General features: G+C 45.7%; 19 protein-coding genes. 11 read left to right on the top strand and 8 right to left on the bottom strand.

Translation table 11 applies throughout. The features are described from left to right. Nucleotides 1–269: 269 nt before the first annotated feature. The 4 genes from VJ249_05925 to VJ249_05910 all read right to left on the bottom strand — a co-directional run bounded on the left by VJ249_05925 (nucleotide 270) and on the right by VJ249_05910 (nucleotide 2,148). Nucleotides 270–452: a cation-transporting P-type ATPase gene (locus tag VJ249_05925; GenBank protein HKZ94101.1), complete on the bottom strand. Its 183-nt coding sequence runs from the start codon at nucleotides 450–452 to the stop codon at nucleotides 270–272. Nucleotides 453–682: 230 nt separating this feature from the next. Beyond that, nucleotides 683–1,195, bottom strand: coding sequence for a hypothetical protein (locus tag VJ249_05920; GenBank protein ID HKZ94100.1), 513 nt, complete (start codon nucleotides 1,193–1,195; stop codon nucleotides 683–685). Nucleotides 1,196–1,389: 194 nt separating this feature from the next. Further along, a complete protein-coding gene (locus VJ249_05915; GenBank protein ID HKZ94099.1) occupies nucleotides 1,390–1,689 on the bottom strand; it encodes a hypothetical protein in 300 nt (99 codons plus the stop codon). A 177-nt stretch (nucleotides 1,690–1,866) separates the two neighbouring features. Further along, nucleotides 1,867–2,148 carry an ArsR family transcriptional regulator gene (locus VJ249_05910; GenBank protein HKZ94098.1) on the bottom strand — a complete coding sequence of 94 codons (282 nt, stop codon included), beginning with the start codon at nucleotides 2,146–2,148 and terminating at the stop codon, nucleotides 1,867–1,869. A 204-nt stretch (nucleotides 2,149–2,352) separates the two neighbouring features. Here VJ249_05910 and VJ249_05905 point away from each other — a divergent pair, with 204 nt between their 5' ends. Together VJ249_05905 and VJ249_05900 are read left to right on the top strand one after the other, a co-directional pair. Beyond that, entirely contained in the window at nucleotides 2,353–3,339 is a 987-nt protein-coding gene (locus tag VJ249_05905; protein ID HKZ94097.1) for a sodium:calcium antiporter, read from the top strand. Nucleotides 3,340–3,651: 312 nt separating this feature from the next. Further along, on the top strand, nucleotides 3,652–4,266 hold the full coding sequence (locus tag VJ249_05900) for a hypothetical protein (GenBank protein HKZ94096.1): 615 nt from the start codon (nucleotides 3,652–3,654) through the stop codon (nucleotides 4,264–4,266). 820 nt (nucleotides 4,267–5,086) lie between these two features. On the opposite strand, the gene VJ249_05895 is transcribed toward VJ249_05900, so the two are convergent. The 3 genes from VJ249_05895 to VJ249_05885 form a co-directional block, all read right to left on the bottom strand. Continuing rightward, the gene (locus VJ249_05895; protein HKZ94095.1) at nucleotides 5,087–5,755 is read right to left on the bottom strand and encodes a hypothetical protein; all 669 of its coding nucleotides are present in this window, start codon (nucleotides 5,753–5,755) and stop codon (nucleotides 5,087–5,089) included. 741 nt (nucleotides 5,756–6,496) lie between these two features. Continuing rightward, nucleotides 6,497–7,693 carry a cation:proton antiporter gene (locus tag VJ249_05890; GenBank protein HKZ94094.1) on the bottom strand — a complete coding sequence of 399 codons (1,197 nt, stop codon included), beginning with the start codon at nucleotides 7,691–7,693 and terminating at the stop codon, nucleotides 6,497–6,499. A 145-nt stretch (nucleotides 7,694–7,838) separates the two neighbouring features. Then, nucleotides 7,839–9,149, bottom strand: a complete 1,311-nt coding sequence (locus tag VJ249_05885; GenBank protein HKZ94093.1) for a hypothetical protein — start codon at nucleotides 9,147–9,149, stop codon at nucleotides 7,839–7,841. 201 nt (nucleotides 9,150–9,350) lie between these two features. On the opposite strand from VJ249_05885, the gene VJ249_05880 reads away from it, so the two are divergent. Then, on the top strand, nucleotides 9,351–9,767 hold the full coding sequence (locus VJ249_05880; protein ID HKZ94092.1) for a cupin domain-containing protein: 417 nt from the start codon (nucleotides 9,351–9,353) through the stop codon (nucleotides 9,765–9,767). Nucleotides 9,768–9,914: 147 nt separating this feature from the next. Here the strand turns inward: VJ249_05880 and VJ249_05875 are convergent, their stop codons facing one another. Then, nucleotides 9,915–10,103 (bottom strand): YegP family protein, encoded by a 189-nt coding sequence (locus VJ249_05875; GenBank protein ID HKZ94091.1) that lies wholly within the window; start codon nucleotides 10,101–10,103, stop codon nucleotides 9,915–9,917. Nucleotides 10,104–10,717: 614 nt separating this feature from the next. Between VJ249_05875 and VJ249_05870 the strand changes: the two genes are divergently transcribed. From VJ249_05870 to VJ249_05835, 8 genes are all read left to right on the top strand, one after another. Beyond that, on the top strand, nucleotides 10,718–11,194 hold the full coding sequence (locus VJ249_05870; protein HKZ94090.1) for a 30S ribosomal protein S13: 477 nt from the start codon (nucleotides 10,718–10,720) through the stop codon (nucleotides 11,192–11,194). Nucleotide 11,195: 1 nt separating this feature from the next. After that, nucleotides 11,196–11,780, top strand: a complete 585-nt coding sequence (locus tag VJ249_05865) for a 30S ribosomal protein S4 (GenBank protein HKZ94089.1) — start codon at nucleotides 11,196–11,198, stop codon at nucleotides 11,778–11,780. Next, the gene (locus tag VJ249_05860) at nucleotides 11,777–12,172 is read left to right on the top strand and encodes a 30S ribosomal protein S11 (GenBank protein HKZ94088.1); all 396 of its coding nucleotides are present in this window, start codon (nucleotides 11,777–11,779) and stop codon (nucleotides 12,170–12,172) included. The genes VJ249_05865 and VJ249_05860 overlap by 4 nt, the downstream gene beginning before the upstream one ends. An 18-nt stretch (nucleotides 12,173–12,190) precedes the next feature. Continuing rightward, nucleotides 12,191–13,036 (top strand): DNA-directed RNA polymerase subunit D, encoded by an 846-nt coding sequence (locus VJ249_05855; GenBank protein ID HKZ94087.1) that lies wholly within the window; start codon nucleotides 12,191–12,193, stop codon nucleotides 13,034–13,036. Further along, the gene (locus VJ249_05850) at nucleotides 13,008–13,370 is read left to right on the top strand and encodes a 50S ribosomal protein L18e (GenBank protein ID HKZ94086.1); all 363 of its coding nucleotides are present in this window, start codon (nucleotides 13,008–13,010) and stop codon (nucleotides 13,368–13,370) included. Before VJ249_05855 ends, VJ249_05850 begins: the two co-directional genes overlap by 29 nt. A gap of 7 nt (nucleotides 13,371–13,377) precedes the next feature. After that, nucleotides 13,378–13,827, top strand: a complete 450-nt coding sequence (gene rplM / locus VJ249_05845) for a 50S ribosomal protein L13 (GenBank protein HKZ94085.1) — start codon at nucleotides 13,378–13,380, stop codon at nucleotides 13,825–13,827. Between the two features lies 1 nt (nucleotide 13,828). After that, on the top strand, nucleotides 13,829–14,242 hold the full coding sequence (locus tag VJ249_05840; GenBank protein HKZ94084.1) for a 30S ribosomal protein S9: 414 nt from the start codon (nucleotides 13,829–13,831) through the stop codon (nucleotides 14,240–14,242). A 206-nt stretch (nucleotides 14,243–14,448) separates the two neighbouring features. Continuing rightward, on the top strand, nucleotides 14,449–14,988 hold the full coding sequence (locus VJ249_05835; protein ID HKZ94083.1) for a hypothetical protein: 540 nt from the start codon (nucleotides 14,449–14,451) through the stop codon (nucleotides 14,986–14,988). Nucleotides 14,989–15,040 lie beyond the last annotated feature (52 nt).

Here is a 15,040-nt window from a genome sequence, read left to right as displayed (position 1 = left end):
AAACGCTCCAAAACAATCGCAACCCCGACTACGATCGCAATTTCAAGCAAAGTTAACAGATAGGGGACGTGGGAAAGCAGGTCATCCAAGAAACCCATGACTTCTATCTCCAGTCAAATTCAGGTTCAGAGAGCACTTATCCCGCATTACTATTAACCTTTACGAAACCGAACACACTTTAACCCAGCATCTCGCCAGACCGATTCATCAAGCCACTATTCGCGCGCTAAATTATGATGGCGACTATCAGCATAATAACGAAAATGTTCTTAAATTGAGCCAAAAAAATCTGCGGCGGAGTTACCCTTTTTTCGCTTCTTTAACTCATTGTATCCAAACTTCAGCAGTCTCCGCTCAACTTCTTCGTCACTCAAGCCTTTCAGGTCAGATTGTAAAGCACGCAGAACCTCTTCAACTTCCATCGCATACCATGTTGAATTCAACTTAACCAAGCCCTAATTCTGCTTGCCTAATTAAAAATCATTTGTAAAACCCTAACCGAATTCGAGTCCAACGCAAGTACAAACCGTGCACTGCTTAGAACAAAAACGTTTATGTGGCGTTCGTTGCCGTTATCTCGGCTACCACTTTGACGAGTCCCTTCTTAATGATGAGGTAAGAAAATGCACGAAAGGCAAGATATTCGAGGAAAAAAGTTTGAAAATCGTCGCCGTTGAAGTGTCTAGAGTGCAATGTTCTTCAGATACTTGTTCCATACGAGTGAGGCAAGGTACCCTGCGGCTGCCCCATTCAAGGTTCCGCCAACTAGGATTGCGGTTTCTATCAACACGTTCCTAGGGAACCAACCAAAGACAATAACGGTCGTATAGAAGCTGGCCCCTCCAACCACGACTGTGCTCACAGTTGACGCTGCAATTAACCTTCCTTTCATCACATAATCATCCGCTATGACCCTAAAAACCACAAACAAGCCGTCCAGAAGCAAACCATAAAGCACTGCAAAAGCAAACGTGAAAGGCGCAGTGGCAAACTGCCAAACCGCAGCTAAACTGCCTCCAATCAAAGCGACATAGGTGGCACCCATCCTTCGCAGAATAATCGCTCCCAAACACAGTAGAGTAGCGTGAACAACGAAGAACATATACTTCAACGGAGAGGGCAAAACAACATCTGAGAGAAACACCACAACGCCAAACAGGGTTGCAAGCGCCACTCTCTTTGTTCTGAGCCTCATTAAACCAACTTCTCAGACTGTTTCAGCTTTCACTCGGATAAAGCTTGACTCCCACGACATAACCGTAAGGTCCAAGACAAAACAGTAGACATGCGCCATGGAAATTGCAGCCGCGACAAATCCTGTTAGAGCATGGGAAGAAACACCACTGTCTCCTTCTTCTTTTGCCCCTTTAAGCAGACAAAAGGATTTGCTTATTTTTTCATCGGCTCAACTACGTCTCTGAGTTCTTCAAGTTTCTTGTCTAGAGTTATTACGTCTGCAACTGCTTTAGCGAGGGATACTGGAAGCAGGACTCCAACCGAGCCAAAAAATGGTTTTTTGTACCCGAGGTCTCTTGTGGCTTCCTCCGTTAGGCTTACGTGCAAGTGAGTGATTTTCCATTCTGGAAGCAACTCTGCCTCGACGCCGATTACGTTGCCGATCAGTTTAGCGCCGGCGCCTATCACATTCTTTCCTAAGAGCGTGTTCACATTAACCAACTTCTCATTCACCTCCTCCAAACTCATTTCTGCAGTGCGAATTTCTTTCCGCCCTTTTTCTTCTTTCCTTTTGCGCGCTTCGACACGATTGCGACCTCAAACAAACAATTGGGAATTTTTTTTTATTAAAATTTGCTGCAAATTAAGAACCAAGCTTGTGCCCTTACTCAAGTAGACAGATAGACAAAATCACGGCGTAATCACTATGGTGATTTTTTTGACTGCCAATTCGCACATCTTTCTAATTCCCCTTTTGCCCCGCTGGTAGCCCACTTTGATTAACTTCAATTCTTCGAGGACGCGTACCTGCTCACTTATGTAGGCCTCGCTCAGCTCTAACCTTTCGGCGATCCTCGAAACATCCAGGCGCTCCTTCGAAAGCAATCGCAGTATCCTGAAGCTCGCCGAAGTCAGCGCATCAGCCACTCTTAACGCCTCTTCGCCTGTGGCCACCAATTCCCCTGAAGCCAAATAGACGCCTTCTTATAGTATATGGAATTCGAGAACCACCCTATAAGATTTTCATGACTCAATCAATATAGTTTAATGAGAATACTTATAACCTTTTAGTAATAGTTATAAGCTAACCAAACGTCTGGCACTTTCGAGGATGAAAGCGAATGGCGCACATTCTATCGCCGCACTTGTTTTTGCCAATCTTTGTGAGGGTTTAGCATGGACATAATAGTAAGCTTGCTCCTTCTCGGCATTTTTTTGATAGTGCTTAACTACTCTAGTCACGTGACTATCACTAACGCAATCAAAGTCTCGGACATAACTGGGCTTGGAAAAATGACCGTAGGTTTTATTTTGATAGCCTTTTCTACGTCTTTGCCCGAGTTGAGTGTGGCTGTTTTCGCCGCGTTTGGCGGCGAGGGTGCGATTTCGGTTGGAAACGTCATTGGCTCAAACGTTGTGAACGTTTGTCTAATAGTCGGGTTATCTGCTCTTCTCGTTGCTTCATTGGGGCGTTCACGTAATGTGAAAATGATCCCTACCATGGCTAAGAGAGAGTTTGGAAGCCTCTACTTCGGTCTCTTCGTGGCTTCGATCATTCCCTTGTCGTTGGTGTATCTAGCTTATGCAAGTTGGTTTGTTGGCTTGATTTTGTTGTTGATTTTTGGCTTATACACATATCAGTTGTCCAAGATTAGAATCCCAGCTGGAGAGAGTGAAGAGGTTTCTGAGGATATGAGGAGGAAATTGCGCCTATACGTCGCGCTCACCTTCGTGGGTGTCGCAGGCGTTATTCTAAGCGCTTATTTTATAGTTGAGTCCGCAGTTGTTATAGCGGAATTTGCAGGCTTGTCAAAGGCCTTGATCGGCGCCACTGTTATTGCGTTTGGCACCAGTCTGCCAGAATTCTCCATTAGCGTGAAGGCTTTTCTTAAGGGACACTCAGCGTTAGCCTTAGGTAACATCATAGGAAGCGGCTTCATGAACATAACATTGATTTTGGGGGTTACTTTGATTGCTTCGCCGTTTACGGTGAAGGACATGGTCTTTTTCACCGATTTGGTCATTTTTTCTCTCATCGCCAACCTATTTTTATGGTATTTCTTGTCGATGGAGAGGTTGGGCTGGAAAGAGGGCGCGATTCTGCTCTTCATATACGTACTTTTCTTGGCGACAACTCTCGGCATAATATCTTTACGCCCATAGTCAAGCCGAGTCTGAACGAGAACGAGCCTTGATATGACAAGGAAAAAATTGCGCCATTTTCGAAGGGTGATGCCGGTTTTCATCATCGGTGACAATGTTGCCGACGCTGTCCTTTCCATAAAAGTCGAACCTCTGATTAGCCCTGTTGCAATTAGGAGTCATGCTTATGGCTGTTGGCCTTCTAAAGTTCGGGAATGTCGCGGACGGGGATAACTGTAGGTCCTGACCTATACTTCCAACCTTTGGGAGTATAGTATAGTAAATAAGGAATATTTATAAGTTAACAGTGATGTTTATTGCTCAGTGATAAAAATGGCTAAGAAAGAAGAACCGAAAGCAGAGGAACCTAGAGGCGAAGAGAGAAGAATAGAGACTTTTGGCTCGGAAGCATACACTGAATCTGCAAGGGCTATGCGCGAAGTCGGCGCCAGAGTTGCCCTCTCCATCGGAGCCGCAATAGTGATTTGGCTCGTCGGACAGATGGTGTTCATACCCATTTCGAAAGGAATGGAGGAAGTGTTTCTCGGCTATCCAGTGCACGCAATCATCAGCTTCATCTTCGTGGTAGCATTGGCCATCATAATTTTCACGGTATTCATTGACATTCGAAGATTAACTGGTGGAATCGCAGGCGTCTTGGCGTACCAATTCGGTAAGGCGAGCGGTGAAGTCAATGTGGAATCCTTTAGACACTATAGAATAGCCTTAGACGGCGTACTATACGTCATCATTGTGTCATTGACCTATCTGCTGTTCGCGCAATATCTCGGAGACATTCACCCAGCGATACCTGCAATCGTCTTGATCCTCATTGTAATCTGGGCTATCTTTGCATTATGGAGAAGCTGCAGAGCAATAGCTGCGGAGATCGGTCGATACACCTCAAAATGGGCTGACGAGCTAGAGAGCCGCGCAAAGAAAGCATAAGCAGTGATAGCATTGCGGGTATTATCAAAAATCTCCATTTTTTTGACCATCCTCACAGTTGATCTTGCATTTTTCATTGTCATAAAGCAATACTTTCCGGAAAGTTACGATTGGATCATCGCGACGACAAGTTATCAGACTGGAATCTCTCTTGAGATTACAAGATCATTATTCATCATCGCAGGTTTTGTCATTGTATTGATCTGTGTGCCCGTGATCTTATACTTCATTTATAGATTAGTGGAAAAGGTTGCAAAACCACTTTAGAGGAGAGGATATTGAATATGTCAACCCAAATAAGACGCGAAATCGATGACCTTGCTCAATGTTTAAGAAGCCATGGCCCAGCTACGTTTCATAATTTCCTCACCGCCATCATAATATGGCTTTTCGGAATCTTGGTTTTCATACCATTAGCTAACTCCTTAAACTGGCAAACTGGACTGCTATGTTCCCTGGTCGTTTTCACAGCATTCACAATCTTTATGTTTCGAGCTGTCCTCGGTTTCAAAAAACTGATTGATGCGTTTTCTTTTTTTCCGGCAAGGAAATACGGTTCAAAACGGGGAATAAACCAAGAGGACGCATTGACTCTTTTCAAATATGTCTTTTACGTCATCTTTGTTCTCATCGTTTACGCGCTATATTTTCCGTTCTTAACAAGTTTTCACTTTGCGATCAGCGGCATTGTTTTAATAGTCATTCTAATTTGGATTTTCTTCCTAGCATTAAGAATCCTATCAATTTTATCTTCTAAGATTTTGCAGGGGTTCTTGCAGGATTGACAAAAGCTTAAACCACCTAAACAGCATATATAAGCCTAAATGCTCCCAAGTATTAATGACGCGATAACTGCGATTGCTATGATGATAAGTGTTTCTCCCAAGGTTGTTTTCCAGTGTACTTTCGATTTCTCCGAGCGATAACGAATGAGGATTCCCAACATTGCAACTATCACGCCAAATGAGAAGAATACATTAAAAGGAGCCGGAAGAGTTGAGAAAAACGCTACTGGCAGTATGCCTACAGAAAATGTTGTAATGCTACAGGTCAACGCAGCCCGCAAATTCGTTCTGGTTCTTCGCCTTCTAAGGATTGAAAATAAATCCTTGACGAGCCTGAGGGATTTTGTTCTTTCCCTTTTGTCTAATATGTCATTCACACTGTATTCCATTAAGGCCCTGAGAGAAAGCGCGTCCGCGATGTCTTCTGTTTTGCTACCTAGCATAAAACTTGAAAAGTTTGTTATCGATACTGCTGACAAGCCCAGAAGAGCAGTCCATATCATTGTACGCGATGTCAAACTCACTAGAAGCGCTGAAAGGACGATAACAAGACCAGTGATAGTGCCATCCGCCAATCCGGCAATGAATTCAAGTATATGTTCTCTCTTAGTTAGCAAGTTTTTCCAGTGCTTGCTGAGCCTAATTCCCTCATTTGTTAGAGTAAAAACTTCATTAGTGAAAGCCACGACATTCTCAGATGCCATCTCGGTCAGAGCTTCTTCTAGATCCGCGGGTTCAATGGCGGTGTTACGTGCTAAATATTTGTCAATTCTATGAATGATTTGGTCTTTTGTGAGATGTTCTCCTCTCTTAAAACTTAGTAAGATGATTAATCTTATAATGTCGGGTAATTCTTGCACTTCAAATGACAGTGCCCGGAGTCACCACTTGCGACCCAAACTCAAGATTGGCAACTAATAAATTTTATGTGTTATTAAATCGTCAGAAAGAAAAGTTTGGTTTTATCGTGGCGCGGATTTCTTTCTTTTCTGTTTCTTAGCGCGTGCACGCGCCCTGCGTTTTTTCTTCTTAGCTTTCTTCTTGAACGGCAAATTTCTTCACTGCACCTAACGTATGCTAAATATAAATGTGTTATTCAGAAAAAAACGGGGTTTAGTTTAGACGTTGTTAGTCTCTTAATTGCTTACTTCTTTCCGCCCTTTTTCTTCTTCCCTTTTGCCTTCTTCGGCACTATTGCAACCTCAAACCGACAATAGGAAACAATTTCTATTTAAAATTTGCTTCACGCATTCATTTTTGCCACTCATAAAAAATCCTGTTCAAAAAGAGTTGCATACAAAAGTTCAAGCGATTTTTTACTTTGAATGAACATACAGAGTTACCAACAAACTGCTAGTAGGCGAAGCTTTGCATTTCATGACACAAATCAACTGAAACTGAAGGACATACGAAGCTTCGAGTCAAAGGTAATCTGCTTATTTATTTCAGCGCCTCCCTCTTTTTGTACGTAGTGCAAATGTGCCTACGGTTGCGATGACTGCGGTGGAGATTATAACGATCACTGCTAGGTTGATGTAAACGTCTGAGTAGAGTAGGCCGTATTGAAGTGGTAGTGTTGCCAAAACAGCGGCAGCTAAACCTCGAGTCAGAACTACGCCCATGATAGGTCGTTCTTCACGCAGTTCACTGTGAAGAGTCGCGAGTGTCACTGCTCCAAATCTAACGAGCAAAAGCAGAAGCGACAAAATCGCTCCAAGGAACAGAACCCACACGTTAGAAATCATTACTATCAAGCCTAAGAAAACAAAGAAGAACGTTCTTATCAAAAACGCTATCTCCGACTCAAAACGCCTCAAGCCTGCATCAACAGCAACTTCACTTTGTCTTTCACGTTTAAACGCCCTAAGTATTTCACTTTCATTACCCAGTATCAGACCGAAGAGCAGTGAACTCAACGCTCCACTCCCGCCTAGATATTCTGCCGCCGTGTATCCAAACAGCACAACGGCCAGTGTCAGCATGTATGAAAAGGGCAGTTTAACCACTCCTTTAAGCAAAATTAGCCATGCAAACCCTAAGACTACACCGACAAAAGCTCCAATTAAAAATTTGGTAACGATGTCTGCGGTCACAACGATGTAATTTACTTGTCCTGTCAAGATTACTCCTATAACAGCCAAAGAAACCACGATACACAATATGTCAGTAATTGCTGACTCTAAAGTGAGTATCGTGGAACACTTCTCACTGACGTCAATCTTTTGGGCAAGCGAAACTACCACGATGGAACTGCTGCCGCCGAAGATGCTTCCAAACAAGATTCCATAACGTAATGGAACTCCGACAAGATACCTCATAAAAAGAGCAATCACCAACAAACTGAACAAGAAGCCCAACACAGCAAGCAGTATTGCTCTAGGACTCTGAGACAAAACTTGACGAATGTTCATCTTCATGCCACCGTCAAACAAAATGAAGACCAACGCCAAAGCGGCTAGATACGGAGCCAATGTTGAGACAGATGAGTCAAGAAGACGCAGCAGAGGCCCAACTACATATCCAAGAATTATCAAAAACAGCATGTCAGGTAACCCTGTGCGCTCGAAAAGGTAGTTGCTTAAGAATCCTATCACTATGATTAGGGCGCTGACTACTAGAGCCAAAGAAACGGAGTCATTCAAGACAAATCACAAAACCTTCCTCAACGCCACAATGAATAAAAGATTTTTCGCTTCTGACGTGCGCGACCATGCGCTCATCTATCCCCACAACGAGCGGCGTATAGGAGCATTGCGCGCGTCATCCACAGACACGCGTACGTAGACTTCACTCATATTGGTCATTGGATTTCTTTTCTCTCCTGTTCGTCAGGTGAGGAGGAATTGTATCTAGCCTAAGAACGTCTTCGACTGTCTCAGGTCTTCGAATTGTCTCGTATTTCCCATCGCAAAGAAGGCAGACCCCGCCCCTTAGCCTGATGAATTGCCAAGACAACGATATGCTGTAGGCGCCAACATCAAGAATCGCTAGTATATCTCCTTCTTTGATCTGGGGCATTTCGAGACCGTATCTTATAACGTCCTCATAAACGCATAATGGTCCGGCAACGTTTACTCTCTCTGGCTTTCCCTTTCTCAAAACCGTCGGGACAACCCTGTGTTGATTTAGTTCTGCCTCGGGAATCAGGTTGAGCCCAGCATCAGTTATGACCCACCTTATCCCTGAGACTTGCTTCGCTGCAATCACTTTCGTTGCCAGCAAAGCAGTCGGACCTACCAATGCTCTTCCGGGTTCGAGAGCAAGTGTTGGAGGTTTTGATAATCTGTCGGTTGAAGCAAGCATTAACTTCGAACAGATTCTGGAAGCATATTCAGAAAACGATGGTGGTGACCAACGACCTCTGTGTGAGTATGGGGCGACTTCTTTAAACGCGAAGCCTCCGCCAAGATCGATTATCTCTGTCTGGAACCCGTATCTTTTGTAGATCGATGATGCCAAATCTGTCAAAAGCTCTATAGCTTTTTCATATTTGCCGATCTGCGTAGTCTCTGTACCGATGTGCGTGTGCAATCCTCTGTAGTGCATCCTTTTCTCTTTGGAGATTATGCTACAGCCATCAAGTATCTGCTCAGCTGTAATGCCGAACTTATTCCTTGAAGGGACCCTTCCAGGGTAGGAAAGTCTGAAGCCGACGTTGACCCTAAGATCGGTGTCACGCACTAAACTGACTACTCTCTTTAGTTCACTTATGGAATCGACGTTTAGCACACGCACGCCCAGTTCCATGGCTTTGAGAAGCCCGTCATTCGTTTTGGCTGGACCGTTGAAAATGATCCTCTTAGGATCTACGCCAATCATCTCTGCAATGCTGAGTTCAAGCAAAGACACGACTTCTGTCCATGCTCCTTCTTTGTCTAATATGCAGCACACGCTGGGCAGGTAATTCGTCTTGTATGAATATGCTACAGCAACGTTTGAGTATCGCTTTTGGAATTCATTTCTGAATTGTCTAAACCTGTCTCTCAAAAGCCCTTCGGAGATGAGGAATATGGGGGTTCCTAGGCTTTCGCACAGCTCCTGGACATCGATTCCTTCGAACTGGAGACGTCCTCCGATGCGTCCAATAATAGGTCCCATCTGTCAATCCTGGTCTCCGCTCACGCAATTCTGCTATTTACCAATAACTACCTAGATAAAGACTCAGTCATTTCCGGCGCGGAAGACGGATAGACTTCAACATTATGGTCTAAATGAATTCGAGTAAAGCCGCATTTGCCAGTGCGTAGCGTAGCAGGTCAGCCGTAATTCATAATAGAGAGTTGCGCGGAATCGACGAACATGAAACTCAAAGAAACTCATGCGCTGAAACGGCAGCTCCCGATGGAGTCTATTGACGGCAAATATCAGTGGAGATCAGCCGAATGGGGTGGATTTTACGTTTCTTTTCAGAAGGCGGTTGCTGACGTTGACTTTGCGCCACTAAACAAGGAAGAACCTGATGGTAGGTGTCATGGGCACCACTGGGGCTTCGTTCTCAAGGGCAAGATGATCGTACGCTACAAAGACCACGAGGAAGTAATCAAGGCAAAGGAAGCGTACTATCTCGCACCGGGGCATATCCCATTTGTCTTCAAAGGGACTGAGTTGCTAGAATTGACGCCCAAAGCCGACATCGAAAGACCGAAAGACATGGCCACGACGAACCTTCAGACAATACGAGTCAAGAAAGCTGGCACAAAGAACACGCGCGTCTAATTGCTGAAACATACCCAACCACAGCCCCAAGAATCCAATTCTGATAACGCCACAGGGAACGCAGATTCAAAAGAGCAAGCAGCGTGCGCTAAAGATGTTTGTCACAGAAAAAAGGGAGTGCGAGTTCTCTGATGGGGGGACGTGTTCTTATTGTGTCAGATCGACGATTTCTGCTATTGGAGCATTCGTTTTTACCGATTCAATGCCATTCTTGCAGCTGTCTTTCGACTCGTAAGCCTCGCCTTCCGCTATGGTTTCACCGTTCGCTGCCTTCAGTCTGAATCGGAATTTCTCTGCTGCATCCTTGTAGATCTCAAATTTCGGTGTTGCGGACATTTATGTTCACCATTCGGCGATAAGTATAGCATCTAACCTTTATAAATTTATCCTTGCCAACTCATTTGCGCGCGATATTCTATGGTTAGCCCGGGCGTCAGGCTAGAATCCAATAATCAAGTCGAGAGGCTTACATGATCCTTGGCATCCCACCGCGCTGCTTTCTTCCACGGTGATTATATCAATGTTAGCATTGAGGAAAAACTTGGATAAGAAGGCGGGAGTGTTATTTATCGCTCTGTACCTGCTTTCCTATTTGACACGGTGGGCTTAATAGGTGAAGAAGGCGCTAAGCGATTGCCTTCTTCTTCTCTTGAAATTCTCTTTCCCACAGAGCCACGTCAACATACTCAAACGTCACGCATGCCAACATTAAACGTCACGCATAGCAACATAGAACACCACGCAAAAAACACACAAACAGAACCCAACTCCCAAACCGAAACAAAAACAGCCCTCAGAACACAAACAAAAAAGTCTAACTTTCACCGCAAAAAAATTTTTCAGCACTCATACTAACGCCCCCAGAAACTCTTCAACATGAAACCAGCAAAGTTTAAATAAAATACTCCTGTCATGGTAGATAGCCCGATCTATAAAACGGACGCCAAACCATGTCAACTAAGGAGTTTCGACACATCGTTCGAATCGCAGGCAAAGACCTAGATGGCACCCTGAAGCTCAACTTTGCCGTAGCCAACATAAACGGAATAGGCATACCGTTAGCCAACGCCATAACACGCAAAGCCAACATACCCCCTGAAACACGCGTTGGCTTCCTAACCGAGATCGACGTCGAAAGACTCGAAGACATTGTAACCAACCCATCCAAACACGGCATACCCGCTTGGATGCTAAACCGCGCCAAAGATATGGAAACAGGAAAAGACATCCACCTCATCGGAGCAGATCTCACACTTAAGATCAAAACCGACATAGAAGAAATGAAAGACATAAAATCATGGCGAGGCTACCGCCATGCCTACGGCCTACGAGTCAGAGGACAACACACCAAGACAACAGGGAGATCAGGCAAAGCCATGGGCGTGAAGAAGAAGGACCTAATCAAGAGAGGAGCGGCGGCTACTTAAAATGGGTGATCCAAGAAAACAGCGTCGAAAATATGAAACTCCGCGCTTTCCGTGGCGGACTGACACTCTCCAATCTGAACTTAGGTTTCTCGGACAGTATGGGCTGCGAAACAAACGCGAGTTGTGGCGTCACAAGACAACATTGTCAAGATTTCGCGAAATCGCCCGATCGTTGTTAGGCATGCCTGCTGAACAACGCGAGAAAATGGAGAAGCAACTCCTAGATAGACTCAGTCGTCTGGGTATCCTGCCTGGGACTGCAGTTCTGGACGATGTTTTGGATCTTGCTTTAGAAGACATTCTTGAACGACGGCTGCAAACAATGGTCTTTAGCAAGGGCTTAGCTAAATCTATTTATCAGGCCCGACAACTTGTCACTCACGGGCACATCGCTATCGATGGAAGGCGTGTGCCTTCCCCCAGCTACCTTGTTTTGAAAGACGATGAAACAAAACTTGCCTATGCACCAACAAGCAATCTTACAAAACCTGATCATCCAGTTAGGACATCGATAAGCGCTGAAGGCCCAGGGAAACCCGAACTGCGAACCGGACCAAGGCGAAGAGGGATGGAGGAGAAGGCTTGAGCAAGAAAGCCGACAAATGGGCAATCGTTCACGTTTACAGTTCTTACAACAACACCCTCGTCCACGCCACCGACTTATCTGGAGCGGAAACCATCGCTCGAGCCAGCGGAGGCATGTTCGTCAAGGCCGACCGACTTGAATCCTCTCCCTATGCAGCCATGAGATGTGCAAGTCATGTAGCTACAGTGGCTAGAGACAAGGGCATCACCGCCATACACATAAAAGTCCGAGCGCCAGGCGGTTCAGGACCGAGAACCCCGGGACCCGGAGCTCAAGCTGCAATCCGCGCTTTGGCTAGAGCTGGATTCCGCATAGGGCGCATTGAAGAAGTCACACCGGTTCCGCATGATGGCACACGAAGGAAGGGCGGACGCAGAGGCCGTAGAGTGTAACAGGAGAAACTGCCCGGCTTGGAAATCAAAATTGTCGACAAGAATGATCTTTTCGCTCGTCTGACCATTGAAGGCGTTGACGCGGCGTTCATGAATTCGCTGCGCCGTATTATAGTCGCTGAAGTTCCAGCCATGGCAATCGACGAAATTGTGGTAATCGAAAACTCTTCTATGCTTCACGACGAGATTCTGGCCCATCGACTAGGTTTTGTCCCTTTGAAAACTGATCTGGACTCCTACAATTTGCCTGAGGAATGCTCGTGCAAAAGCGAGCTGGGCTGCAACCTATGCCGAGTCTCATTGACTCTTAACGTCGAAGCTGAGGACAGCGTTAGAACCGTTTATTCAGGCGATATGATGTCAGAAAATCCTAACATCACGCCTGTGAGCGACAGAATACCCCTCGTTAAACTGACGCCAGAACAACACTTGAAATTGGAAAGCTACGCGAGGCTTGGAAAAGGCGGAAAACACGCAAAGTGGCAGCCAGTTTCAATGTGCGTTTACAGGAATTTTCCAAAAGTGAAGATAAACGAGAAAGAATGTGACGCATGCGGCAAATGCGCAGACATTTGCCCAAAACGTGTTCTGTCGGTTTCAGAGGGTGGAAAGAAACTTGAGCTTCGCAACGTGATGGAGTGCACTGTTTGTCGTGACTGTGTGGAAGCGTGCCCTAAGAGTCCACCCGCAGTTGAAGTATCCTTGGACAAAGATGTTTTTGTCATGGACATAGAGTCTACAGGCGCCCTTCCCATTGATCGAATATTGCTCGAAGCAGTCAAAATTCTTGATCGCAAGTTCGAATCCTTTCTGGAACAGTTAGCGGTGAAGAAGGATGAGGCAAGTCAAGTCGCAGAATCCTGAGCTTCTCACACTCATTCGGTCTCTGAGAAAGAAGGCTAAGGAGAACGAGGCGGCCATCTGGCGAGACGTAGCCCACAGCTTGTCTGCTTCGAAACGCCGACGCGTGGCAGTGAACCTGAGCCGCCTGAACAGGCACACGAAGGAAAAGGAAATCGTGGTAGTTCCTGGCAAGGTTTTGGCCGCTGGCAAACTGGAGCACCCTCTAGTTATTGCCGCATTTGCATTTTCAGACGAAGCTCGTGCCAAGATTGCACAGGCTAAAGGCAAGTGTATCCCTATATCACAGCTTCTTGAGGACAATCCGAAAGGCGGCAATGTGAGGATAATGGAGTAGGAAAGCCGTGACCACCAAGGATGCAGCGGAAAGCACAGTCATCGACGCGTCAGGTCTGATACTCGGACGAATGGCCAGCAAAGTGGCCAAACGCTTGCTTCTCGGCGAACCCATTATTATTGTTAACGCTGAGAAAGCAACTTTGTCAGGCAGAAGACTTAGCCGCGTGAAAGAAGCTAAAGAATTTCTCAAAGTTGGGCATCCGGGTAAGGGGCCATTTCACCCCAGACGCCCAGACCAAATCGTGCGAAGAACTGTGAGAGGCATGCTTCCACGCCGAAAGCCGAAGGGAGCAAACGCGTTGAGACGACTCAGAGTCTTCCTAGGGGTTCCATCTGAACTGAAAACTGCAAAGATGCAGACTATTCCTGATGCTCATGTTGGCAAACTAAAATGTCCATATGTCACTATAGAAGAATTCGCTAAACAGATTGGATACAAACCTGAAGGTGAATGAAGTGTCAAGCACAACCAAGGTTCTTCTAACCAGCGGCAAACGCAAGACCGCGGTCGCAAGAGCCACAGTAAGGGCTGGCAAAGGCAGGGTGCGAGTCAACAATGTTCCAGTTGAGATTTTCGAGCCGCAAATTGCTCGAAACAAAATTCTTGAACCCCTACGTCTTGCAGGCGACAATGTGTGGGGACAACTCGACATTGATATAAGAGTGTCTGGCGGCGGATTCATGGGTCAAGCTGACGCTTCACGCACAGCGGTGGCAAGAGCACTGTTGCGCTGGACAAAAAGCTCACACTTGCAGACTTTGTTCACTGAGTACGACCGTACGCTAATCGCTGGCGACCCTCGTCGACGCGAACCAAAGAAGTCTGGCGGACCAGGCGCCAGAGCCAAGGATCAGAAAAGCTATCGTTAGCCAGCGTGCAATCTGAGTGCCCGCGGGCTTCCAACAATGTCAGGTCAAGTGTTTTAGGATACTGATTCCCGCTGAATATTCAGACTTAACAAATCTATTATTAAACGCTAACATTAGCAAACACAACGCAGTGTTTGATGTGCTCTGGTTGCTGAGTTACATGATAGATACAGCAGATCTGTTAATCCATACGAGGGAGTTTTGACATGCAAAAAGCAACAAAAACCATGGAGTATGATGCAACGCAAAAAAGCGACGAAGGACAACCCAAAGATGAGAAGCAAGGAATACCGGGTCATGCCACGAACGGTGAACTACGATTTTATGGCGCACGCGGTCTGATAATGAACCCGCTAGCGATGTGTGAAAAACTGGACAAAATGTTTGGAAGCGGCGCTGAAGCTATCGTTCACTACATGCTATTTGAATCTGGTCGAGATACATTCGATGTAATGACAAGAAACAACACGAATAAAAGCCAAGGAGAGATGCTCAAGGCGCTGGTTGATCTACAACCGTACACCGGATGGGGTTATGCCTCACTGAGCATTCTTCACACGGATCCTCCGATGGTGGGTATTGTGATTAAGAATCCGCCTGTCAAAACTCTGAAAGGTTCACAAAAACTAATCATTGGTTCGTTCTGGGCTGGCGTTCTTTCAAGATACTTCAATCGGCAATTGACGAGCAAGAACATGGGTTACGATGCTGAGAAAGACGAGTTCAACTGCAGAGTCACAGTGTGATAAAAGATATTGAAAAGTGAGGTTGAACAAGAGCGCCTGACCTGAGGAGAAA

This window comes from Candidatus Bathyarchaeia archaeon (genome assembly GCA_035283685.1).
In the GTDB taxonomy this organism is placed as follows: domain Archaea; phylum Thermoproteota; class Bathyarchaeia; order Bathyarchaeales; family Bathyarchaeaceae; genus DATETJ01.
The sequence above is the reverse complement of the archived record's forward strand: the minus strand, read 5'-3'. Positions and strand labels throughout refer to the sequence as shown.